Below are 22471 nucleotides of genomic sequence, written 5' to 3'. Positions count from 1 at the left end.
CGCGTGAGCTTCACCCACCTGCACGTCGCGTCCGCCTTCTCCGCGCACTTCGGCACCACGGCACCCGAGGCCCTGGTCGACGAGGTCGCGTCCCGGGGCGCGTCTGCCGCGGCCATCACCGACCGCGACGGGCTCTACGGCGCCGTCCGCCACATCCGCCGCTCCCTCGCCGCCGGGGTCTCCCCCGTCGTCGGCGCGGAGCTCGGGCTCACGGGCGAGCACCCCGGCCGGATCACGGTGCTCGCGCACGGCGGCACGCGCGGCCAGGGCTGGGCGGCGCTCAGCCGGCTCATCAGCGCGAGCCACGGGCGCGGCACGGCGAGGAGCACCGCGCGGAGCGCCCAGGCGGGCATCGCGCGCACCCGACCGCCCGCGTTCCTCCTCGGCGAGGACGGGCCGGTCGGCACGGTCATGCTCGGACCCGACTCCGATGTGGGGCGCGCCGTCGCGGCGGGCGACCACGCGCTCGCGTCCCGCCACCTGGCCGAGTGGGCCCGGCTGCTGCCCGGCGCGCTGGTCGTCGAGGTGGTCTGCCACTTCACCGAGCCCGGCGAGTCCGCCAGCCTCCGGCACGCCGCCCGCATGCTCGAGCTCGCCGAGGCCCACCGCGTCCCCGCGGTGCTCACCAACGCCGTCCGCTACCTCGAGCCCGATGACGCGCTCACGGGCGACGTGCTCGACTCCGCGGGCACGCTCCGGCCGCTCGGGTCGTTCCGGCCGCAGCCCAACGGCCAGGCGTGGCTCAAGACCCCGGCCGAGATGCAGGAGATCGCGCGTGAGGTCGCGGGCACGTCGTCCCTCGACCGCCGGGCGGGCGAGGCGCTGCTGCGCGCCACCGAGGAGCTCGCCGACCGCTGCCGCCTGGATCCGGACGCCGACCTCGCCTGGAGGAAGCCGAAGCTGCCGGAGAAGTCCGTCATCGGCGTCACGGGCGACCCGGACGAGGCGCTCTGGCGGAAGGCCGAGGCCGGCGTCACCGAGCGGTTCGGGCACGTCGACGAGGCGATGCGGCAGCGCGTGCTCGCCCGGATGCGCACGGAGCTGCAGACCATCACGGGCTTCGGCTTCGCCACCTACTTCCTCACGGTCGCCGACGTGTGCGCGCTCATGCGCGACATGGGCGTCCGCAACCAGGCCCGCGGATCCGGCGCGGGCAGCCTCGTCAACTACCTCCTGCGCATCTCCAACGTCGACCCGCTCGAGCACGACCTGCTGTTCGAGCGCTTCCTCGGCAAGGTGCGCTCGACGCTGCCCGACATCGACATCGACGTGGAGTCCGCACGCCGGCACGAGGTCTACCACCGCGTGTTCGAGAAGTACGGGAGCAACCGGGTCACCCTGCTGTCGATGCAGAACACCTACCGGGCCCGCGGGGCCGCGCGCGACGCGGGGCTCGCGCTCGACCTCGACGAGCAGCAGATCGACTTCATCGCCAAGAACATCTGGCGCTTCAACGCGCGCGAGTTCCGGGCGGTGCTCGAGACGAAGCCCGAGCTCAAGCCCATCGCCGACCTCGTGCGCGACGACCCGAGCATCGACCTGCTGGTCGACCTCACGGAGCGGCTCGACCGGCTCCCCCGGCACATCTCCATGCACCCGTGCGGCGTGATCCTCGGCGACTCCGACCTGCTCAGCACGAGCCCCGTGCAGCCGAGCGGGATGGGCCTGCCGATGAGCCAGTTCGACAAGGACGACATCGACGACATGGGGCTCCTGAAGCTCGACATCCTCGGCGTGCGGATGCAGAGCACCATGGCGTACGCGCTGGACGAGATCCACCGCATCCACGGCGCGCGCTCGGCGGTCGCGGGCGGCGTCCCGGTCGACGCGCGCTACGTGCACCGCGACGGGCGCATCGAGCTCGACGAGATCCCCCACGACGACGAGGAGACCTTCGCCGCCATCCGCACCACGCACACGCTCGGCATGTTCCAGATCGAGTCGCCCGGGCAGCGCGAGCTCATCAGCAAGATGCAGCCGGACGTCTACGAGGACCTCATCGCCGACATCTCCCTGTTCCGGCCGGGCCCCATGAAGGGCAACATGGTCGCCCCGTTCCTCGACACCAAGCACGGCATCACCCGGCCCGACTACCTGCACCCGCGGTTCGCGCCGTTCCTCGCGCCCACGTTCGGCGTCGTCATCTACCACGAGCAGGTCATCCGGATCTTCGCCGACTGCATGCAGGTCTCCCTCGCGGAGGCGGACGAGCTGCGCCGCAACATGGAGCGGATGGACACGGTGGTCGAGCAGGCGTTCCGGGAGCGCACCGCCATGCACGTCGACGGGCGCACGGGTCGGCGTCCCTTCACGGACGCCGACGTCGAGCGCATCTGGAAGGCGCTCAAGGGCTTCGGGTCGTTCGGGTTCTGCAAGGCGCACGGCGCCGCGTTCGCGCTGCCCACCTGGCAGAGCGCGTGGCTGAAGACGCACTACCCGGCGGAGTTCCTCGCGGGGATCCTCACGCACGACCCCGGCATGTACCCCAAGCGCCTGCTCCTCACGGAGGCCCGTCGCATGGGCGTGCCGGTGCTGCCGCTCGACGTGAACCGGTCGACCGGCGTCTACCGCGTGGAGCGCGTCGAGGGCGGGGAGACGACAGGGCGCACGCGCATCGGGGAGCTGGGGATCCGGCTGTCGCTGCAGGACGTGCACGGCATGAGCGAGGCGGAGCTCGAGCGCATCGAGCGGGGCCAGCCCTACGACTCCATCAGCGACTTCTACGCGAAGGCGCAGCCGTCGCGCGCGCTGCTGGAGCGGCTCGCCGCGGTCGGCGCGCTCGACTCGCTCGCCACGAACGAGGACGACCGGGCGGCGCGCGGGGCCGCGTCCCGCGGCGACGTCATGGCGTACGCGCGGCGGCTCACGGCGCGGGCGGCCCGGCCCGCGGATCCGGCCGGCCAGCTGCCGCTCTTCGTCGACGACCGCGACCTCATCCCGCGCGGCTCGCCCGACCCCGACGGACGCGCGCGGGTCGCCGCCGAGCTCGACATCCTGCAGATGGAGGTCACCGAGCACGTGCTGGAGAGCTACCGGCCGATGCTCGACGAGCTCGGGGTGATCCCGGCGAGCCAGCTGCTCGAGGTGCGCGGCGGCTCCGAGGTGGTGGTCGCGGGGATCCGCATCGCCACGCAGACGCCCCCCATGCGCAGCGGCAAGCGCGTGGTCTTCATCAGCCTCGACGACGGCACGGGCTGCTCCGACTCCACCTTCTTCGACGAGGCGCAGCAGAAGGCCGGGCCCATGCTCTTCGGCACGCGGCTGCTCGTCATCCGGGGGCGCACCCGGCGCACGGGCGAGCGCGGCGTCTCCATCCAGGCGGAGGACGCGTGGGACCTCAAGGAGATGTGGGCGCGCTGGCAGGACGCCAGGCGGCAGGGCGGCGAGGGCGACGGCGGGATGGACGACGCGGCCCAGGTCGCCTGAGGTCCCCGCCCGCGGGATGATGGGGGCACCCCAGACGGAAGCTCGAGGCCGCACGTGCGCATCACCACGACCGTCCGCACCACCACGCGGATCCCGTTCGTCCAGGTGGTCAAGACGTCCGTCGCCGCGATCATCGCCTGGTTCGTCTGCACCGCCCTGCTGCCGGCGCAGCTGCCCATCTTCGCGACCATCGCGGCGCTGCTCGTGGTGCAGCCGAGCATCAACCAGACCTTCGGCAAGGCGGTCGAGCGCAGCCTCGGCGTGATCACGGGCGTGCTGCTCGCGCTCGGGCTCGGCCTCGCGCTCGGCACGTTGAGCGGGGTGGTGCTCCTCGCGGTCGTCGTGGCGGTGCTCGTGGGCTGGGTGTTCCGGCTGACGCCCGGGTCGAGTACGCAGATCCCCATCAGCGCGATGCTCGTGCTCGCCATCGGCCAGCTCTCGCCCGTGTACGCGGTCGACCGCATCGTGGAGACGATCCTCGGCGCGGCCATCGGCGTGGTCGTCAACATCGCGATCGCCCCGCCCGTGCTGCACGAGGCGAGCCGACGCGCGGTGGTCGGCCTCGCGGGCGACTGCGCCGCGGCCCTCGACCGGCTCGCCGGCGCGCTGTCCGAGCCGGTCGACCGCGAGGAGCTCGACCGCATGCTCGTCCGCGCGCGCGAGCTCCGGCCGCGGCACACGAAGGCCGTCGCCGAGGTCGACAGGGGGCTCGAGAGCCTGACCCTCAACCCGCTCCGGCGGCGGCACCGCGCGCTGCTCGAGGCCGACCGCGAGCTGCTCGCGACGCTCACCGTGCTCGTCAACCGCGTGGTCGGCATGACGCGCGCCGTGCACGACCGCTACGACCCGTCGCTCGCCGAGGAGCCCGTGGTGCGTGGGATCGCGACCGAGCTGACGCGCGCCGCCCACGACGTGCGGCTCCTCGCCGAGCACGCGCTGCCGGGCGACGCTCGCGCGGACGGGGCCGACCCGCGGGAGGAGCCGGCGCTCACGGCACCGCTCGTGGTGCTGCAGCCGAGCGACGAGCACTGGATCCTCATCGGCTCGCTGCTGGAGGACATCCGCCGCATCCGCTCGGAGATCATCGGCGGCGCCGAGTGACCCGGCCCCTGCCCGGCTACAGCCCGCTCGAGCTCGATGCGGATCCCGCCGGATCCGGCCTCGCGCGCGGCACCACGCCGACCGGCCTCGGCGTCGTGCGGCACCACCACGTGCGGGTCCGCGGCTCGGACACCGCGACGGTGCTGCTGCACGGCGCCGCGGGATCCTGGACCACCTGGACGCCGCTGATCCGCACCGCGCGCGACGCGGGCACGCCGTTCGCCGACGTCGTCGCCATCGACCTGCCCGGCTGGGGCGGCTCGGAGCTCGACGCGACCGACGCCGAGGCCACGGTCGACGCCATCGCCGACGCCGTCCGCGTCGTGGTGGACGGCCTCGGCTACGCGCGCTGGCGGCTCGTCGGCCACTCGATGGGCGGCTTCATCGCGCTGCACCTGGCCGCGCGCGACCCCGCCCGCGCCGTGTCCGTCGCGCTCGTCTCGCCCACGACGTACTCCGTCATCGCGTCCGTCGCGCATCCCGTGCGGGAGTTCCGGCTCATCCCCGGCTTCACGATGATGCTCGGCGTGATGCGCACCATGCGCCGGCTCGGACGCCCCGGCACCGCGCTCATCCGCGGCGTCGGCCGCATCCGCCTCATGCGGGCGATCGCGCTGCCGCTCTTCGCGCACGGCTGGCACGTGCGCCGCTCGATCGTCGACGCCATCGCCACCGAGGCGCGCCCTCGCGCGTTCTCGCTCGCGGCGGAGGTCACACGTGGCTACGACGCCGACGGCCTGTGGTCGCGCATCGCCTGCCCGGTGGTCGCGGTGCGCGGTGACGACGACGTGTTCGTGTCCCGGGACGACCTCGACCTCCTGGCGCGCGCGGTGCCCTCGCTGCGCTCCGGCGTGATCCGCGACGCCGGCCACTTCGCGCACGTGGAGCGACCGGTCGAGACGCTCCGGGCGCTCGGCCTCGTCCCCTGAGACGCGACGCCGGGCACGACGACGCCCCCGGTCCGGCGAGGGGAACGGGGGCGTCGGATCCGCATGACGCGGAGGCGGCCGGACGGATGCCGACCGGCGCGAGCTAGGCCGCGGGGGTCGCGAGGACCGCCTGGATGTCGAGCGTGATGGTGACCTTGTCGCCGAGCAGCACGCCGCCGGTCTCGAGGGCCGCGTTGTAGGTGAGGCCGAAGTCCTCGCGGTTGATGACCGTGGTGGCCGTCGCGCCGAACTTGGTGTTGCCGTAGGGGTCGCCGCCGAAGCCGCCGAACTCGACGTCGAACGTGACGGGCTTGGTGACGCCGCGGACGGTGAGCTCGCCGTCCACCTTCGCGTCGCCGTCCTTCTCGACGCGCACCGCGGTCGAGACGAAGTCGATGGTGGGGTTGTTCTCGGCGTCGAAGAAGTCGTTGGTGCGGAGGTGCTGGTCGCGGTTCGGCTCGTTGGTGTCGATCGAGGCGATGGTCGCGTGGGCCTTGACGGAGCTCTGCTCGGGGGTGGCGCCCGTGAAGATCTCGGCGTCGAAGTCCTTGAACGTGCCCTTGACCTTGCTGATCATGATGTGGCGGATGCTGAAGCCGACCGAGCTGTGCGTCTTGTCGATGGTCCAGGTGCCGGCGATGTAGCCGGGGACGGTGCTGGTGTCGCTCATGTGCGTGCCTTTCCTACAGGGGTCATGGGTGCGGGCCGACGGCCTCGAAGGTATGCAAGCGCATGGATCGGAGTCCTATTCCCGAATTCAGTTGCGAGTTCATGTACTTCTGGGGGCGGCCGGATGCGGGCCGCCGCGGGCGTACCGTGGCGGGATGCGCGCGATCACCTTCCCGTCCCCCGGCTCCCCCGACGTCCTCTCCCTCACCGAGCTCCCGGATCCGGTGGCCGGGCCAGGCGAGATCCTCATCCGCGTGGCCGCCGCCGGCGTGAACCGCGCCGACCTCAGCCAGCGCGAGGGCGCGTACCCGCCGCCCGCCGGCGCGCCGACGCACCTGGGGCTCGAGGTGTCCGGCACGGTCGAGGCCGTCGGCGCGGGCGCGACGCGCTGGAGCGTCGGCGACCGCGTGTGCGCGCTGCTCGCGGGCGGCGGCTACGCGGAGCTCGTCGCGGTCGACGAGCGCCACGTCCTCCCGGTGCCCGATGGCATCGACCTCGTGGAGGCGGCCGGCCTGCCCGAGGTCGTCGCGACCGTGTGGTCGAACGTCGTGCTCGACGCGTGCCTCGCTCCGGGCGAGACGCTGCTCGTGCACGGCGGGTCGAGCGGGATCGGCACCATGGCGATCCAGCTGGCCGCCCGGCTCGGCGCGCGCGTGGCGGTGACCGCGGGCAGCCCGGCGAAGCTCGAGGCGTGCCGGGCGCTCGGCGCGGACATCCTCATCGACTACCGCCAGGAGGACTTCGTGGCGGCGCTCCTCGAGTCCACCGATGGGCGCGGCGCCGACGTCGTGCTCGACGCGATCGGCGGCGACTACATCGACCGCGACATCCGTGCCCTCGCGCGCGACGGCCGGATCATGGTCATCGGCGCGCAGAGCGGCGCGCCCACGAGCATCGCGCTCGGCCAGCTGATGGCGCGACGCGGACGGATCTGGGGTACGACGCTCCGGGCCCGCGACACCGACGACAAGGCGCGCATCGTCGCCGCGATCCGCGCGGACGTGTGGCCGTCGGTGGCCGACGGATCCGTGCGGCCGGTCGTCGACCGCGTCTTCCCGCTCGCCGAGGCGGCCGCCGCGCACGCCCACGTGGCGTCGTCGCAGCACGTCGGCAAGGTGCTGCTGGCCGTCTAGCCCGTCGCGTCGCCCGAGGCAGGGGCAGCGGCCACGGCGCGGCGCGAGCGGATCCCGACGAGGGACACCAGCCCGCCCGCGATGAGCAGCGCCGCCGTCACGAGCACCACGCGGTGGAAGGCGGCCACGTCGAGATCGGGCCCCGCGACCAGCCCGATCGCGGCGATCGCGACGAGCCCGGCGACGCGCGAGACGGCGTTGTTGACGGCGGACGCGATGCCCGCCTGCGCGGACGGGACGGCCTCGAGGATCGTCGCGGTCAGCGGCGCGACCGTCATCGACAGGCCCAGGCCGAAGACGAGGATGCCGGGGAGCAGCTGCCCCCAGTAGTCGACGGGCTCCGTGACGCGCAGCATCAGCAGGTAGCCGCCGCCCGCGACGATCGGACCGACGCCCATCAGGAGCCGCGGCCCGATGCGCCCGGCGAGTGCCCCGAACCGCGTCGACAGCAGCAGCATGATCACGGTGGTCGGCACGAGCGCGAAGCCCGCGGCGGTCGCGGACAGCCCGCCGGTCTGCTGCAGGAAGACCGCGATCACGAAGCCGCCGAGCGACAGCGCGCCGTAGATGCCGATCGTCGCGATGTTGCCGACGAGGAGGTCCCGCTCCCGGAAGAGCGACAGCGGCAGCATCGGATGCGCGGTGCGCCGCTCGCGCACCACGAAGAGCACGAGGCACGCGACGCCGACGACGAGGCTGCCGACCACGAGCGGGTGACCGAGGCCGAGCCGCGACTGCTCGATGAGCGCGAAGACGGGGCCGCCGATCCCGAGGGCGCCGAGCACCGCGCCCGGCACGTCGACGCGCGTGCCGTCCGCCACCGGCGCGTCGTGCGGGAGCCGCGCGAGGAGCACGAGGGTCACCGCGATGGGCAGCACGTTGATCCCGAACACGAGCCGCCAGTCGAGGGCGTCCACGAGCACGCCGCCGAGCACGGGGCCGACGAGCATCGCCGTGCCGGTCCACGCCGTCCACGAGCCGATGGCGCGCGCCTGCGCGGGACCGCGGAAGGCCTGCGCGATAAGGGCCAGCGAGCTCGGCACGAGCAGCGCCCCTGCCGCGCCCTGGGCGGCGCGCGCGGCGATGAGGATCACGGCCGTCGGCGCGATCGCGCACACGAGCGACGTCACGCCGAAACCGACGAGCCCCCAGCGCAGCACGCGCACGCGCCCGAAGGCGTCGGAGAGCGAGCCGGCCAGCAGGATCAGCGCGCCGAGGGTGATGAGGTACGCGTCCACGACCCACTGCTGCACGACGAGGCCGCCGCCGAGGTCCGCCCCGATGGCGGGCAGCGCGACGTTGACGACCGTGCCGTCGAGGAACGCGACGAAGGAGGCGAGGATCGCGACGACGAGCACCGTGCGGCCGCGGCCGTCTGCGGTGCCGCCAGGGTGTCCGTCCGCGGAGCCGCCGGCGCGGGCGGGGGCGGCGGGGTCGGGCATGTGCCCAGTATGCGCCGCGCCGGAGTCGGGTCAGGCGGCGGGCGGCGCCGGGGTGCCGGCGCGGTCGATCGCGGCCTCGACGCGGCGCAGCACGTCCTCGTCGCCCATGATCCGGAAGTGCCCCGACGCCCGGACGCGCTCGTCCGTCGCGCCGTCGAGCGAGCTGCCGCCCGGGATGTGCGGGTCGAAGCGCGCGAAGAGGCTCGTGATCCGCGCGTTGACCTCACGCGAACGTCCGAGTTCCACCAGCGCGGCGTTCCGCGGCGAGAAGTCGCGGATGCTGCGGACGGGGAACAGGCGCGCGTACGAGGATCCGCCGAACGGCGCGTTGATCGCGACCATCGCGCGGATCCGGCGGTCCGGGTCGCCGAACGCCATCAGGTGCTTCCCGATGAGGCCGCCCTTGCTGTGCGCGACGATCACGACGTCGCGCAGGTCCTCGGCCTCGAGGTAGACGCGGGCGCGACGCGACATCTCGGCGATCCGGCCCACGTTCGCGCCGAGCGCGCCGACCACGTGCACGCCGTGCCCGCGCGCGTGAAGCCGCCGGATGATCGGGAGCATGAACTGCCAGCGCTCGTAGACGCCCGGCAGCACGAGGATCGTCGGCCGGTCGTCGCGCCCGTCCTCGAAGGAGCGGGCGTCGTCGCGGGAGAGCGTGGCCGCGATCTGCCAGCGGAGGACATAGGCGTAGTCGAGGGCCCAGTCGAGCGCCTTGCGGAGGAGCGGGAGCGGCGGGAGCGGGTCGGGTCCTGCGGCGGTCACCCGTCCATCCTGCCCGGACGGGATGGGCGCGACCGGCCCGCGGCGCGTCGGCTGCGCATCCGCCGCCTCAGCGGGCCCGGGCATGCTCCACGATCGCGCGCGCGACCCCGAGCGGATCCGTGTACATGACGACGTGCGGGCCGCGGGCCACGCGGTGCGTCCCGCGAGGGATCCGCTCGGCCAGGTCGCGCGCGAACGGCCGGTCGACCACCGCGTCCCTGTCGCCCACCAGGACGAGCGTCCGCGCGCGGATCCGCGGCGCCCGCTCCTCGATCGCGTCGTCGATGAGGTGCGGCAGCTGCCGGAGGTAGTACGGGACCCCGCAGCGCAGGAAGTAGTCGCCGAGCACCACGGCGTTCGCCAGCAGCGGCTCGCGCAGGGTGTCGACCGCGAGCGCGACGGCCGCCCGCACGACGCCGCGCGTCCGCGGCGGGAGCGTGGGGGCGATGAGCACGACGCGGTCGGTGACCTCGGGCTGGTCGACGGCGAGCCGGGTCACGATCTGGGTGCCCATCGAGTGGCCGACGACGACGGGGTCGACGAGGCCGTGCATCCGGATCACCTCGGCCACGACGGCCGCGTGGTCGTCGAGCGTCACGTCCCGACGGACCCTGGGCGACTCGCCGTAGCCCGGCAGGTCGATCGCGTACACGGTGCCGTGCTCGGCGAGGAACGCGGCCACGGGGTGGAAGTAGCGCGAGGAGACGCCGATCCCGTGCACGAGCACGAAGGCCGGACGCGCCTCGGCGGACCCCGGCGAGCCCTCGCGCGACGGGGCGGCCGACAGGATGCGACCGGTGTTCGCGCCCGACGACCGGAACACCTTGATCGCGACCCGGAAGCCGAGCACGGTGCGCCGTTCGAGGTCGTGCTCGACGGGGATCGCCCGCGACCCGTAGCGGCGGGAGATCAGGAGCCAGCGCGGCGGCGCGGACTCGGTGCGGTGCACGTCCCCCGGGAGCCGCACGCGCGCGAGCCGGGCGAGGGGGGACCGCATCCGTCGACCCTAGCCGCCCCGCGCCGGGCGTCCGCCTGCCCGGTCGATGGGAGGATGGGGAGCCCGACGACTCCCGAGGAGACCCATGAGCCCCGACTGGTCCGAGACCACCCTCGCCGACCTGCCCCTCCGCGACGGGATCCGCGGCGAGGAGCCCTACGGCGCCCCGCAGCTCGACGTGCCCGTGCTCCTCAACGTGAACGAGAACCCGTACCCGCTGCCCGAGGAGGTCGCGGTCGCGGTGAGCGAGGCCGTGCTCGAGGCCGCGCGCGGGCTCAACCGCTACCCCGACCGCGAGTTCCTCGAGCTGCGCACCGAGCTCGCCGAGTACCTCACGGCGGACAGCGGCCTGGAGCTCGGCCCCGAGAACGTCTGGGCGGCGAACGGATCCAACGAGGTGCTGCAGCAGGTGCTCCAGGCCTTCGGCGGCACCGACCGCGTCGCGCTCTCCTTCGCGCCGCACTACGCGATGTACCCGGAGTACGCGCGCAACACGCTCACGCGCTGGGTCTCCGGCCGTCGCCACGAGGACTTCACGCTCGACCTCGCGGACGTCACGGCGCTCGTCGAGGAGCACCAGCCGAGCGTCGTGTTCCTCACCTCGCCGAACAACCCGACGGGCACCGCGCTCACGATCCCCGAGATCGAGCACGTGCTCTCCGTCGCGCCCGGCGTCGTGGTGATCGACGAGGCGTACGCCGAGTTCCGCCGCGAGGGCGTGCCGACGGCGATCTCGCTGCTGCCGGAGCACCCGCGCCTCATCGTCTCGCGCACCATGAGCAAGGCGTTCGCCTTCGCCGGCGGCCGGCTCGGCTACCTCGCCGCCTCCCCCGCGGTCGTCGACGCGCTCCGCATCGTGCGCCTGCCGTACCACCTGTCGCGGATCACGCAGGTGAGCGCGACCGCCGCCCTCCGGCACAGCGGGGTGCTGCTCGCGCAGGTCGCGTCCCTCCGCGAGGAGCGCGACGCGCTCGTCGAGTGGCTGCGCGGGCGTGGCTTCGAGGTGGCGCCCTCGGATGCGAACTTCGTCCTCTTCGGCCGGTTCCCCGACCGGCACGCGGTGTGGCAGGGGCTGCTCGACCGGGGCGTCCTGATCCGCGAGACGGGACCCGAGGGCTGGCTCCGGGTCTCCGTCGGCACCCCCGAGGAGACGGCCGCGTTCCGCGACGCGCTCGACGACGTGCTCGGGGCGCCTCGGGGCTGAGCCGGCGGGCCCCGTCAGGGCCGGAAGCGGATCCCCGTCGCGTCCTCGGCGGCCGCCCACAGCTGCTCGGCGACGGCCCGTGATCGCGCGTGCTCCGCGACGAACCCGGGAGCAGGCGCGCCCTTCAGCTCGAGCGGGCCCGCGGGTCCCCAGTACGCACCGCCCGTGACGCCGTCCGCGGCCGCGGCGTGCGCCACCGGCCACGCGCCGGCGTCCTTGCCCTGCACCGAAACGCGGCCGGCCCGCGCGAGCCGGCGGCGTGCGGCGTCGAGTCCGCGCGCACGGTCGGCCGGCTCCTGCGGCGGCGTCAGCGCGTCCACCGAGTAGCCGGGGTGCGCCGCGAGCGCCATGCGGTCGGATCCCGCGGCGCGCCACCGCCGGTCGAGCTCGGCCGCGATCACCATGCACGCCGTCTTCGACCGGCCGTACCTCACGAGCGCGGGCATGCGCCGCTCCCCCGCGAGGTCGCCGAGGTCGAGCGGCGAGAGGCGATGGGCGAGGGATCCGAGCATCACCACGCGTCCGTCCGCCCGCAGCCGCGGCGCGAGCCCGGCGACGAGCGCGAAGTGGCCGAGCGCGTTGGTGCCCATGAGCTCCTCGAACCCGTCGACGGTCGTCCGGCGGTGCCGCGCGCGTCCGCCCGCGGGGGTGAGGCCCGCGTTCGCGACGATCGCGTCGAGGTCCTCCCGCACGGCGGCGACGCATGCGTCCACGCTGGCCAGGCTCGCGAGATCCAGGGACACGACATCCACGTCGGCCCCCGGCGCACGCGCCCGGAGCGCCCGGGCGGCGGCGTCACCGCGCTCGGCGGAGCGGCAGGCGAGGAGCACGCGGGCGCCCGCGGCGGCGAGCTGCGCGGAGGTCCAGAAGCCGATGCCGCCGTTCGCGCCCGTGACGAGGACCGTCCGCCCCGCGAGGTCGGGCAGGTGGGGCGCGGCGCTCACGAGAGGGTGCCCACGCGCGTCACGCGCACGACGGCCTCGCCCGCCTCGTTCGACGCGTCGAGGTCCACCGTCGCCTCGATCCCCCAGTCGTGGTCGCCCTCGGGATCGTGCAGCGCCTGACGCACGGTCCACGCGGCAGGGCCCTCCTCGATCGTGACGAGCGCCTGGCTGCGGGCGTCGCCGTCGGTGAGGATGCGGTCGTACTCGCCGAAGTAGCCGTCGAGCGCGTCGCCCCACGCGTCCGCGTCGAAGCCGGACGCGGCGTCGAGCTCGCCGAGCGCCTGCAGGTCCTCGCGAGCCGCGAGCTGCACGCGGCGGAACAGCTCGTTGCGCACGAGGATCCGGAACGCGCGCGTGTTCGACGTGAGGAGCTTCGGCGCGGGCGGCAGCACGGGCGCGTCGCCGGGCGCCTGGGTCGGGTGCGACAGCTCCTCCCACTCGTCGAGGAGGCTCGAGTCGACCTGGCGCACGAGCTCGCCCAGCCACTCGATGACGTCGAGCAGCTCCTCGGTCTTGGCCTCGTCGGGGATCGTCTGACGCAGCGCCCGGAACGCGTCGGAGAGGTAGCGGAGCACGAGGCCCTCGGAGCGCATGAGGCCGTAGAAGGAGATCAGCTCGCTGAAGGACATGGCCCGCTCGTACATGTCGCGGACGACCGACTTGGGGCTGAGCGCGAAGTCCCCGATCCACGGCTGGCTCGCCGCGTAGGTCGTGAACGACTGGTCGAGCAGCTCCTCGAGCGGCTTCGGGTGCGTGACGGACTCCAGCAGCTCCATGCGCTCGTCGTACTCGATGCCGTCGGCCTTCATCGCCTGCACGGCCTCGCCTCGGGCCTTGAACTGCTGCTGCGAGAGGATCGGCCGCGGGTCGTCGAGCGTCGCCTCGACCACGCTCACCATGTCGAGCGCGTACGTCGGCGACTCCCGGTCGAGGATCTCGAACACGGCGACCGCGAACGGCGACAGCGGCTGGTTGAGCGCGAAGTCGGCCTGCAGGTCGACCGTGAGCGTGATCCGCGTCGGCCCCCCATCCGGGTCCTCGACCTGCTCCACGATCCCGGCCGTCCGCAGCGTCCGGTAGATGGCGAGGGCGCGGCGGGCGAGCGCGAGCTGGCGGATCCTCGGCTCGTGGTTGTCCTCGACGAGCGCGCGCATGTTCCGGAACACGTCGCCGCCGCGCGCGATGACGTTGAGCATCATCGCGTGGCTCACCTGCATGCTCGACGTCAGCCGCTCTGGCTCCGCGTCGATGAGCTTCCGGAAGCTCGGCTCGCCCCAGGAGACGAAGCCCTCGGGCGCCTTCTTCCGCACGAGCTTGCGGCGCTTCTTCACGTCGTCGCCCGCGCGCTCGAGCATCTTGATGTTCTCGGTCTCGTGCTCGGGGGCCTGCGCCACCACGGTCCCGGCGGTGTCGTAGCCGGCGCGGCCGGCGCGCCCCGCGATCTGGTGGAACTCGCGCGCGTTGAGCTGCCGCATCCGGGTGCCGTCGTACTTGGTGAGGCCCGTGAAGAGCACCGTGCGGATCGGGACGTTGATGCCGACGCCCAGGGTGTCGGTGCCGCAGATCACCCGGAGCAGTCCCTGCTGGGCGAGCTGCTCGACGAGCCGCCGGTACTTCGGCAGCATGCCCGCGTGGTGCACGCCGATCCCCGCGCGCACGAGCCGCGAGAGCGTCTTCCCGAACGCCGTGCTGAACCGGAAGCCGCCGATGATCTCGGCGATCTCGTCCCGCTGCTCGCGCGTCACGATCTTGATGCTCGAGAGCGCCTGCGCCCGCTCGAGTGCCGCGGCCTGCGCGAAGTGCACGATGTAGACGGGCGCCTGCTTCGTGTCGAGCAGCTCCTCGACGGTCTCCTGCACGGGCGTCACCGCGTAGTGGAAGAAGAGCGGCACCGGCCGCTCGATGCCCGTGATCCGCGCCGTCGCCCGCCCGGTGCGGCGCGTGAGGTCGTCCGCGAGGTCGGTCACGTCGCCGAGCGTCGCCGACATGAGCACGAACTGCGCGTGCGGCAGGAGCAGGAGCGGCACCTGCCAGGCCCAGCCGCGCTGGGGATCCGCGTAGAAGTGGAACTCGTCCATGACCACCTGGTCGACGGGCGTGTCCGCGCCGCCGCGGAGCGACCGGTTGGCGAGGATCTCCGCGGTGCAGCAGATGATCGGCGCGTCCGGGTTGACGGAGGAGTCGCCCGTGACCATTCCCACCTGCGCCGCGCCGAACAGCTCCACGAGCGCGAAGAACTTCTCGGAGACGAGCGCCTTGATCGGGGCCGTGTAGTACGAGCGGCGACCCCGGGCGAGCGCCGCGAAGTGCGCAGCGACGGCGACGAGCGACTTCCCCGTGCCCGTCGGCGTCGAGAGGATGAGGTTCGCGCCCGACGCGATCTCCAGCGCCGCCTCGTCCTGCGCCGGGTAGAGCTCGATCCCGCGTGCGATCGCCCACTCGGCGAACGCGTCGTAGATGGCGTCGTCGGTCGCCCCGTCCACGGCCAGCCGGGCCGCCTCCTCGGTGAGCGTGGGGGCGAGCGCGGTGTCCGACATGATGCGTCCATCCTCCCCCACGCATCCCACCGCGGAGTTCTCCACAGGCCGCAGGGTCCTCGGGGCGCCAGCGCGTACGGTCGCCGGATGCCGTCCCTCCCGCTCGATCCGCGTCCCCACCGCGCCCAGCTCCACCCGACCCCGGCATCGACTCCGCCCGCCGACACGGTCAAGGCCACAGCGGGTCATGTCGCGGACGACGCGACCGCCGGCGTCACCGCCCCGGAGTCCGTCCCCGTCGACCCCGAGACCGAGCGGGCGCGCTGGCGCGACCGCCGCACCGGCGTCATCGCCCTCGTGGTCGTCACCATCGCGCTCTGGGCGGTCATCGCCGCCGCGGTGGGCTTCGCCACCACGATGTAGCGCGGCTCGATCCGCTGGTCCCGCCGCGCAGCGCGGGGAGCCGGTCGGCGCCCGGGCGCCGCCGAGGTCCCGGGTATCATCTCCTGTGCCCTCCGACGCCCTGCCCGACGACCCCGCCCGCCCCGCGGATCCCGTCACCCCCATGCCCGATGCCGCCGCCTCCCCCGACCGGTCGGCCGCCCCCGGATCGGCCATCGACCCGGACGACCTCGCCGTCGCCCTCCGCGTGCTCGGCTCCCTCGCCGACATCGACGAGGAGCACCCCGACTTCGTCGCCGTCCGCCGCGCCACGGCGTCCATGTTCAAGCAGGTGAAGAAGGCGCGTCGGCTCGAGAAGCGCGAGGCCGTCGCGAGCGCGGACCGCGCCGTCGTCGCCGCCACCGCCACGGGCGCACCCGACCGCATCGACGACGAGACCCGCGGCATCCCGCTCGCCATCACCACCGCGAAGCCCACCGCCGGCACCCTCCTCCGCTCGCGCCCCTGCTACATCTGCAAGCAGCACTACACGCAGGTCGATGCCTTCTACCACCAGCTCTGCCCCGACTGCGCGCTCCTCAACCACGCGAAGCGCGAGGCCCGCACCGACCTCTCCGGCATGCGCGCGCTGCTCACGGGCGGCCGCGCCAAGATCGGCATGCACATCGCCCTGCGTCTGCTCCGCGACGGCGCGCACACCACCATCACCACGCGCTTCCCCCGCGACGCCGTGCGCCGCTTCGCCGGCCTGCCCGACGCGCACGAGTGGGTGCACCGCCTGCGCATCGTGGGCCTCGACCTCCGCGACCCCGCGCAGGTCATCGGCCTCACGGACGCGGTGGCCGCCGCGGGTCCGCTCGACATCCTCATCAACAACGCCGCGCAGACCGTGCGCCGCTCCCCCGGCTCGTACGCGCCGCTGTCGGAGGCCGAGGCGGCGCCGCTGCCCGACGGCGACCTCCCCGAGCTGCTGACCTTCGGGCACACCAACGACGCGCATCCCGCGGCCCTGGCCGCCAGCGTCGCTGCGCACCCGATCCTCTCGACCGCCACGGGCATCACCGCGGCGGAGGTCACCGAGCTCGCCATGACGGCGGGCTCCTCGTCGCTCGCGCGCCTCGCCGCCGGCACCGCGATCGACGCGGGCGGCCTCGTGCCCGACCTGCACGACGCGAACAGCTGGACGCAGGTCGTGCACGAGGTGGACCCGCTGGAGATGCTCGAGGTCCAGCTCGCCAACGTCACGGCGCCGTTCCTGCTCGTCAGCCGGCTGCGCCCCGCGATGGCCGCGTCCGCGTCGCGCCGGAAGTACGTCGTGAACGTGAGCGCCATGGAGGGCCAGTTCGCCCGCGCGTACAAGGGCCCCGGCCACCCGCACACGAACATGGCAAAGGCCGCGCTCAACATGATGACCCGCACGTCGGCGCGCGAGATGCGCGAGACGGACGGCATCCTCATGACGAGCGTCGACACGGGCTGGATCACCGACGAGCGCCCGCACCCCACCAAGGTCCGGCTGGCCGAGGAGGGCTTCCACGCGCCGCTCGACCTGGTGGACGGCGCCGCGCGTGTCTACGACCCCATCGTCATGGGCCAGGCCGGCGAGGACATCTCGGGGGTCTTCCTCAAGGACTACCGCGTCGCCGAGTGGTGACGCGGGCGCTCCCCTGACACGACGAGAGGGCCCGGCCGCCGCATCGCGGTGACCGGGCCCTCTCGTCGTGCGGAGCGGCTACTCGACGGCGTCGAGGTCGCTCTCGAGCAGCGCCGCGAGCTCGTCGAGCGCGGCATCCGCGCCCTCGCCCTCGGCCGTGAGCACGACCTGGTCGCCGTTCGCGGCGCCGAGGCTCATCAGCGACAGGATGCTCGTCGCGTCGAGCGGCGTGCCGCCCGGCTTGCTGATCCTCACCGGCACGCCCGTGCGGCGCACGGCCTCGATGAAGAGGGATGCGGGTCGGGCGTGCAGGCCCACGCGGCTGCCGATGGTGGCGGTGCGCTCGGTCATGATGTTCTCCTTCGTACGGGGATCGGGTGGAGGTGGGACAGGCGGATCAGGCCGCGACGGGCACGCCCTGGTCGACGGGCTGGGCGGCGGCCGCCTCCGGGCGCTTCGTTGTGAAGCGCTTGAGGAGCACCACGAGGAACGCGGAGACGACGGCGCCGACCGCGACGGAGGCGAGGAAGCCGAGGAACGTGCCGTTCATCGCGAACAGCACGAAGATGCCGCCGTGCGGGGCCTGCGACACGACGTCGAGCCCCATGATCATGGCACCCGTGACGGCACCGCCCACGATGCTCGCGGGGATCACGCGGAGCGGGTCGACGGCCGCGAACGGGATGGCGCCCTCGGAGATGAAGGCCGCCCCGAGGAGCCACGCGGCCTTGCCGTTCTCGCGCTCGGCGGGGCTGAACAGGCGGCGGTCGATCACCGTGGAGGCGAGCGCGAGGGCGAGCGGCGGCACCATGCCGGCGGCCATGACCGCGGCCATGATGTGCCACGGCGCCTGGTCGGTGATGGATCCGGCGCCGAGGCCGGCGACCGCGAACGAGTACGCGACCTTGTTGATCGGGCCGCCGAGGTCGATGCACATCATGACGCCGAGGATGATGCCCAGGACGATGGCCGACGTGCCGGTGAGCCCGGAGAGGAAGCCGTTGAGCCCGCGCGTGAGCGCCGCGATGGGACCGCCGAGCACCATGACCATGAGGCCGGAGGCGACGATGGAGGCGAGCAACGGGATGATCACGACGGGCATCAGGCCCCGCAGCCAGCGCGGCACGTCGATGCGTCCGATGGCGTACGCGATGCCACCGGCGAGGAGACCGCCCACCAGGCCGCCGAGGAACCCCGCGCCCATGATCACGGACACGGATCCGGCGACGAATCCGGGCGCGATGCCCGGCCGATCGGCGATCGCGTAGGCGATGTAGCCCGCCAGGGCGGGCACGAGGAAGGCCATGGACGCGTTGCCGATGACGAAAGCCACCGCGCCGAGGTACTGGAGGAGGCCGCCGTCCGGCAGGTTCGCCAGTGAGTTCTGCAGCACGACATCGGACGCGGTCTCGGTGATGCGGTAGCCCCCGAGGAGGAAGCCGAGCGCGATGAGCAGCCCACCGCCCGCGACGAACGGGATCATGTAGCTGACGCCCGTGAGCAGCCAGCGCTTGAGGCGCGCGCCGACGGACCGCGACGACTGCGGGGACGCCTGCTCGGAGCCCGATGCGGACGACGCGCCGCCCGGCACGCGCGGGGCGTTCGGGTCCTTCGCCGCGGCGACCGCCTCGGCGACCATCTGGTCGGGCTGGTCGATGCCGCGCTTGACGGGCGACTGGATGACGGGTTTGCCGGCGAATCGCGCGCGGTCGCGCACGTCGACGTCCACGGCGAAGATCACGGCGGTCGCCCGCGCGATGATCGCAGGGTCGACGGGCGTGACCGAGGAGGACCCCTGCGTCTCGACGTGCAGCTCGACGCCTGCGCGCTTCGCGGCGGCCACGAGCGAGTCGGCGGCCATGTAGGTGTGCGCGATGCCGGTGGGGCACGCGGTGACGGCGATCAGGACGGGGGCGTCGGCCGCGGCCGCGGGTGCGGGCGCGGCGGACCCGGCGTCGGCGGTGGACGCGGCGGGAGCGGCGGCGGCCGGGGCGCCGGTGGAGCTGGCGGGCTCGTCCACGAGCGCGCCCTCCACGAGCGACACGACCTGGTCCTCGTCGGTCGCCGTGCGCAGCGCCTCGACGAACTCCGGCTTGATGAGCGACCGGGCGAGGCGCGACAGCAGCACGAGGTGCTCCTGGTCGGCGCCGTCGGGCGCGGCGATGAAGAACACGAGGTCGGCGGGGCCGTCCGGCGCGCCGAAGTCGACGGTCGGCTGCGGGCGGGCCATGACGAGCGTGGCCTCGGTCACCGCGGCGGAGCGGCAGTGCGGGATGGCGAGCCCGCCGCCCATGCCGGTCGCGGTCTTCGACTCGCGCTCCCACGCGTCGGCGAAGAGGGCGTCGGCGTCTGTGGCGCGGCCCTCGGCGACGACGCGCTCGGCCAGCGTGCGGACGGCGTGCTCGCGGTCGGCGCCGAGGTCGGCGTCGAGGAGCACGAGGCGGTTCGTGATGAGCGATGGCATGTTCTTCTCCAGGTGGGGCGGGTCAGCGATCGGCGGCGATCGGGAGGAGCGACTGGACGGTGACGATCTCCGGCCGTGTCTGGTCGGGGGACGGCATGGTGCTGCCGGGCAGGGACGCGGCGGCGGATCCGTGGGCGACGGCCTGCGCCAGCCGCCCCTCGGGTCCTGCCCCGCGGTGGTCGGCGAGCAGGTAGCCCGCGAGCGACGAGTCGCCCGCGCCCACGGTGCTCACCGGCACGATCGGGGGCATCGTGGCGAGCCACCCGCCCTCCGCCGTGGTGAGGACGGCGCCCCGCGCGCCGAGGGTCGCGAGGACCGCCCGGCAGCCGCGCGAGACGAGGGAGCGGGATGCGTCGTGGGCGAGCCGGGGATCGGCCTCGAGCGCATCCGGGTCGGGGAGGCCGACGAGCTCGGCGAGCTCCTCGGCGTTGGGCTTGACGAGGTCCACGACCGCGCCGGACGCGACGAGCGCGGCCATGGGCGCGCCCGACGAGTCGACGGCGATCCGCGGGGCCTCGTCGCCGAGCTCGGCGCGCACGGCCTGCACCACGCGGGCGTGGAAGTCGTCGTCGAGGCCGGGCGGCAGCGATCCCGCGAGCACGAGCCAGCTCGCCCGGCGCGCGTGCCGGATGACGAGCGCCACGAGCGCGTCCGCCTCGGCCGCGGAGAGCACGGGGCCCGGCTCGTTGACCTTGGTCGTCGTGCCGTCGGGCTCCGTCAGCGTGACGTTCTGGCGCACACGGCCGTCGATGTCGAGGTGGTCCAGCGGGATCCGCTCGGCGGCCAGGGCCACGAGCATGGGGTCGTCGAGGCGCCCGGGCAGCAGCGCGATCGTGTCGAGGCCCGAGGCGATGAGCGCGCGCGAGACGTTGACGCCCTTGCCGCCCGGCTGCTCGGCCACGCCGCGGGCGCGCTGCACGGCGCCGCGCGCGAGGGAGCCCGCGAGGTCGATGGTGCGGTCGAGGCTCGGGTTGGCGGTGAGGGTGAGGATCACGCGACCATCACCTCCACCTCGGCGGCCGCCAGCGCCGCGGCCAGCGGTCCGTCGGGCGCCTCGTCGGTCACGAGCGCGTCGAGGTCCTCGAGTGAGGCGAAGCCGACGAGCGCCTCCTCCCCCGCCTTCGACGCGTCGACGAGCGCCACGGCGCGTCGGGATCCTCGGGTCAACGCGGTCTTCACGGCCGCCTCCTCCTCATCGGGTGTGCTCAGGCCGAACTCGGCGTGGATCCCGTTGGCGCCGATGAAGGCGATGTCGGGTCGCAGCCGCGCGAGCTGGCCGAGGGTCGCGGGGCCGACGGCCGCGCTCGTGATGCCTCGGACGCGGCCGCCGAGCAGCTGCACCTCGACGGCGGGATTGCGGGTGACCGTCTGCGCGACGGCCATGGAGTGCGTGACGACCACGAGCGTGCGGCCGGGGACGTCGGGCCGCCAGGCGGCGACGCGCTCCGCGACGAGGCCCGTGGTGGTGCCCGCGTCGAGCGCGATGGATCCTTCGAAGCTCGCGGGCAGGAAGGCCATGGCCGCGTCGGCGATGCGCGCCTTCGCCGCCGTGTTGCGGGAGCCGCGCGTGTCCAGGCTCTCCTCGGCGCGCGTGGACCGGTCAGCCCGGACGGCGCCGCCGTGCACCCGGCGGAGCACGCCGCGGCTCTCGAGCTGCGCCAGATCCCGGCGCACGGTCTCGGTGGTCACGTCGAAGTCGCGGGCCAGGCCGAGGACCGCGACGCGGCCGGTGCGCTCGAGGAGGGCGACCACCCTGTCCTGGCGCTCTTCGGCGTACATGGGCGGTCTCCTTCGACTCCGTGGGGCACTGGCGCCTCGCGTCCTCGCACTGTAGCCCCGATTCGTGGGAGAAGCAACAAGATCCCACAGGAACCCACACGAACCCAGAATCGGCGTCCCGGGCAGCGGCGCGGTCAGCGGCCGAGCGCCGCCCCCTCCTCGCGCAGCACGTCTGCGATGGCACCCGACTCCCAGGCGAGCCCCGCGGCGTTCGGATGGAGCGGCACGTCTCCCGCGCTGCCGCCGAGCCCTGCGACGTACGGATCCCCGGCATCGCCCGCGCAGGCGCCGTGCGCGACCGTCGGCGTCTCCTGGTCCACGAATCGCGCGTCGGCGTCGGCGGCCGCCCGCGCGATCGCCCCGTCGAGCTCGCGCTGGATCCCCGCCAGCCACACCGCGTCCCGGTCGGCGAGGAGCACCTGTCCGTTGACCGCCGACGACGCCGTGGCGCGTAGGCAGCCCTCGGCCGGGAGCGCATCCGGGTCGCCGAGCACGGTCAGGTAGCCGAGCGCGACGATGCGTGCGTCCGGTGCCGCGGCGCGGATCCGCGCGAAGGCCTCGGCGAGACGCGTCGCCACCTCGCCGTCGATGCGGGCGCGGACGGCGTCGGACCCGCCCGCGGGCGCGAGCGCGTCCACGCACGTCGTCGGCCCGGCGGCCACGGGCCCGTCAGGATCCCGGGCGAGGCACCCGCCGACGAGGGCGGGGAAGCCGAGGTCGTTGCCCCCGAGGCGCACGAGGACCACATCGGCCCCGTCGGCGAGGGCGTCCAGCTGCGCGGGCACCGTCTGTCCGCCGCGCTCGCGCGGGTCGACGAGGTCCGCGGTGCTGGCGCCGTCGCAGGCCGCGTCGACGAGATCCGCACCGACCGCGGCCGCCGCGACCCGGACGGACGAGGCCACGGTGCGCCCGCACACCCCCGCATCGCCGGGCAGCGGCTCGGCTGGTCCCGTGCCCGTGGAGTAGGAGTCACCGAGGGAGACCACCCGGAGCGGGGCGGCGGGAGCCGTCGGCTGGACGACATCCGGTGCGGTGCAGCCGGTCGCGATCAGGAGCAGGGCCGTCACCGCGCTGGCGAGGGACGC

General features: G+C 74.0%; 18 protein-coding genes. 7 read left to right on the top strand and 11 right to left on the bottom strand.

From position 1 onward, the window contains the following. Positions 1 to 3: 3 nt before the first annotated feature. Genes FGD68_RS09980 through FGD68_RS09970 form a run of 3 tightly spaced genes read left to right on the top strand, consistent with a single transcriptional unit; the run spans position 4 to position 5456 of the window. Positions 4 to 3426: a DNA polymerase III subunit alpha gene (locus FGD68_RS09980; RefSeq protein WP_119372548.1), complete on the top strand. Its 3423-nt coding sequence runs from the start codon at positions 4 to 6 to the stop codon at positions 3424 to 3426. 54 nt (positions 3427 to 3480) lie between these two features. Further along, complete coding sequence (locus tag FGD68_RS09975; protein ID WP_237609408.1) at positions 3481 to 4527, top strand: FUSC family protein; 1047 nt, start codon at positions 3481 to 3483, stop codon at positions 4525 to 4527. Further along, positions 4524 to 5456 (top strand): alpha/beta hydrolase, encoded by a 933-nt coding sequence (locus tag FGD68_RS09970; protein WP_119373059.1) that lies wholly within the window; start codon positions 4524 to 4526, stop codon positions 5454 to 5456. The genes FGD68_RS09975 and FGD68_RS09970 overlap by 4 nt, the downstream gene beginning before the upstream one ends. A 103-nt stretch (positions 5457 to 5559) precedes the next feature. Here FGD68_RS09970 and FGD68_RS09965 read toward each other — a convergent pair whose 3' ends face one another. Next, complete coding sequence (locus FGD68_RS09965) at positions 5560 to 6126, bottom strand: YceI family protein (protein WP_119373058.1); 567 nt, start codon at positions 6124 to 6126, stop codon at positions 5560 to 5562. Positions 6127 to 6280: 154 nt separating this feature from the next. Between FGD68_RS09965 and FGD68_RS09960 the strand changes: the two genes are divergently transcribed. Next, positions 6281 to 7258 (top strand): NAD(P)H-quinone oxidoreductase, encoded by a 978-nt coding sequence (locus FGD68_RS09960; RefSeq protein WP_119373057.1) that lies wholly within the window; start codon positions 6281 to 6283, stop codon positions 7256 to 7258. Here the strand turns inward: FGD68_RS09960 and FGD68_RS09955 are convergent. The 3 genes from FGD68_RS09955 to FGD68_RS09945 all read right to left on the bottom strand — a co-directional run bounded on the left by FGD68_RS09955 (position 7255) and on the right by FGD68_RS09945 (position 10462). Beyond that, positions 7255 to 8700 carry an MFS transporter gene (locus FGD68_RS09955; RefSeq protein WP_119373056.1) on the bottom strand — a complete coding sequence of 482 codons (1446 nt, stop codon included), beginning with the start codon at positions 8698 to 8700 and terminating at the stop codon, positions 7255 to 7257. The genes FGD68_RS09960 and FGD68_RS09955 overlap by 4 nt on opposite strands. A gap of 30 nt (positions 8701 to 8730) precedes the next feature. Next, a complete protein-coding gene (locus FGD68_RS09950) occupies positions 8731 to 9465 on the bottom strand; it encodes an esterase/lipase family protein (protein ID WP_104236824.1) in 735 nt (244 codons plus the stop codon). Between the two features lie 67 nt (positions 9466 to 9532). Further along, positions 9533 to 10462 carry an alpha/beta fold hydrolase gene (locus FGD68_RS09945; RefSeq protein WP_119373055.1) on the bottom strand — a complete coding sequence of 310 codons (930 nt, stop codon included), beginning with the start codon at positions 10460 to 10462 and terminating at the stop codon, positions 9533 to 9535. An 85-nt stretch (positions 10463 to 10547) separates the two neighbouring features. Here FGD68_RS09945 and FGD68_RS09940 point away from each other — a divergent pair, with 85 nt between their 5' ends. Beyond that, the gene (locus FGD68_RS09940; protein ID WP_119373054.1) at positions 10548 to 11666 is read left to right on the top strand and encodes a histidinol-phosphate transaminase; all 1119 of its coding nucleotides are present in this window, start codon (positions 10548 to 10550) and stop codon (positions 11664 to 11666) included. Between the two features lie 14 nt (positions 11667 to 11680). Here FGD68_RS09940 and FGD68_RS09935 read toward each other — a convergent pair whose 3' ends face one another. Both FGD68_RS09935 and FGD68_RS09930 read right to left on the bottom strand, forming a co-directional pair. Then, positions 11681 to 12610, bottom strand: a complete 930-nt coding sequence (locus FGD68_RS09935) for an SDR family NAD(P)-dependent oxidoreductase (protein WP_237609407.1) — start codon at positions 12608 to 12610, stop codon at positions 11681 to 11683. Further along, positions 12607 to 15147, bottom strand: a complete 2541-nt coding sequence (locus tag FGD68_RS09930; protein ID WP_104236828.1) for a DEAD/DEAH box helicase — start codon at positions 15145 to 15147, stop codon at positions 12607 to 12609. Before FGD68_RS09930 ends, FGD68_RS09935 begins: the two co-directional genes overlap by 4 nt. Positions 15148 to 15234: 87 nt before the next feature. Here FGD68_RS09930 and FGD68_RS09925 point away from each other — a divergent pair, with 87 nt between their 5' ends. Then, the gene (locus FGD68_RS09925) at positions 15235 to 15510 is read left to right on the top strand and encodes a hypothetical protein (protein ID WP_119372895.1); all 276 of its coding nucleotides are present in this window, start codon (positions 15235 to 15237) and stop codon (positions 15508 to 15510) included. A gap of 142 nt (positions 15511 to 15652) precedes the next feature. After that, entirely contained in the window at positions 15653 to 17143 is a 1491-nt protein-coding gene (locus FGD68_RS09920; RefSeq protein ID WP_119372900.1) for an SDR family oxidoreductase, read from the top strand. A gap of 78 nt (positions 17144 to 17221) precedes the next feature. On the opposite strand, the gene FGD68_RS09915 is transcribed toward FGD68_RS09920, so the two are convergent. The 5 genes from FGD68_RS09915 to FGD68_RS09895 all read right to left on the bottom strand — a co-directional run bounded on the left by FGD68_RS09915 (position 17222) and on the right by FGD68_RS09895 (position 22453). Then, a complete protein-coding gene (locus tag FGD68_RS09915; RefSeq protein WP_119372896.1) occupies positions 17222 to 17494 on the bottom strand; it encodes an HPr family phosphocarrier protein in 273 nt (90 codons plus the stop codon). A gap of 46 nt (positions 17495 to 17540) precedes the next feature. Then, on the bottom strand, positions 17541 to 19607 hold the full coding sequence (locus FGD68_RS09910) for a PTS fructose transporter subunit IIABC (RefSeq protein WP_119372897.1): 2067 nt from the start codon (positions 19605 to 19607) through the stop codon (positions 17541 to 17543). Positions 19608 to 19629: 22 nt separating this feature from the next. Next, positions 19630 to 20601, bottom strand: coding sequence for a 1-phosphofructokinase family hexose kinase (locus FGD68_RS09905; RefSeq protein ID WP_119372898.1), 972 nt, complete (start codon positions 20599 to 20601; stop codon positions 19630 to 19632). Next, positions 20598 to 21386: a DeoR/GlpR family DNA-binding transcription regulator gene (locus FGD68_RS09900; RefSeq protein WP_119372899.1), complete on the bottom strand. Its 789-nt coding sequence runs from the start codon at positions 21384 to 21386 to the stop codon at positions 20598 to 20600. Before FGD68_RS09900 ends, FGD68_RS09905 begins: the two co-directional genes overlap by 4 nt. A 134-nt stretch (positions 21387 to 21520) precedes the next feature. Then, positions 21521 to 22453: an SGNH/GDSL hydrolase family protein gene (locus tag FGD68_RS09895; protein ID WP_237609406.1), complete on the bottom strand. Its 933-nt coding sequence runs from the start codon at positions 22451 to 22453 to the stop codon at positions 21521 to 21523. Positions 22454 to 22471: the final 18 nt, after the last annotated feature.

It is taken from the genome of Clavibacter californiensis (genome assembly GCF_021952865.1).
Taxonomy (GTDB): Bacteria; Actinomycetota; Actinomycetes; order Actinomycetales; family Microbacteriaceae; genus Clavibacter; species Clavibacter californiensis.
This window is presented reverse-complemented; position numbering and strand designations above follow the sequence as displayed.

Bases quoted from the DNA above. Each gene is read 5' to 3' on its own strand.
- FGD68_RS09965 (WP_119373058.1), bottom strand. From the start codon at position 6,126: ATGAGCGACACCAGCACCGTCCCCGGCTACATCGCCGGCACCTGGACC.
- FGD68_RS09960 (WP_119373057.1), top strand. From the start codon at position 6,281: ATGCGCGCGATCACCTTCCCGTCCCCCGGCTCCCCCGACGTCCTCTCC.
- FGD68_RS09955 (WP_119373056.1), bottom strand. From the start codon at position 8,700: ATGCCCGACCCCGCCGCCCCCGCCCGCGCCGGCGGCTCCGCGGACGGA.
- FGD68_RS09945 (WP_119373055.1), bottom strand. From the start codon at position 10,462: ATGCGGTCCCCCCTCGCCCGGCTCGCGCGCGTGCGGCTCCCGGGGGAC.
- FGD68_RS09940 (WP_119373054.1), top strand. From the start codon at position 10,548: ATGAGCCCCGACTGGTCCGAGACCACCCTCGCCGACCTGCCCCTCCGC.
- FGD68_RS09930 (WP_104236828.1), bottom strand. From the start codon at position 15,147: ATGTCGGACACCGCGCTCGCCCCCACGCTCACCGAGGAGGCGGCCCGG.
- FGD68_RS09925 (WP_119372895.1), top strand. From the start codon at position 15,235: ATGCCGTCCCTCCCGCTCGATCCGCGTCCCCACCGCGCCCAGCTCCAC.
- FGD68_RS09920 (WP_119372900.1), top strand. From the start codon at position 15,653: ATGCCCGATGCCGCCGCCTCCCCCGACCGGTCGGCCGCCCCCGGATCG.
- FGD68_RS09915 (WP_119372896.1), bottom strand. From the start codon at position 17,494: ATGACCGAGCGCACCGCCACCATCGGCAGCCGCGTGGGCCTGCACGCC.
- FGD68_RS09910 (WP_119372897.1), bottom strand. From the start codon at position 19,607: ATGCCATCGCTCATCACGAACCGCCTCGTGCTCCTCGACGCCGACCTC.
- FGD68_RS09900 (WP_119372899.1), bottom strand. From the start codon at position 21,386: ATGTACGCCGAAGAGCGCCAGGACAGGGTGGTCGCCCTCCTCGAGCGC.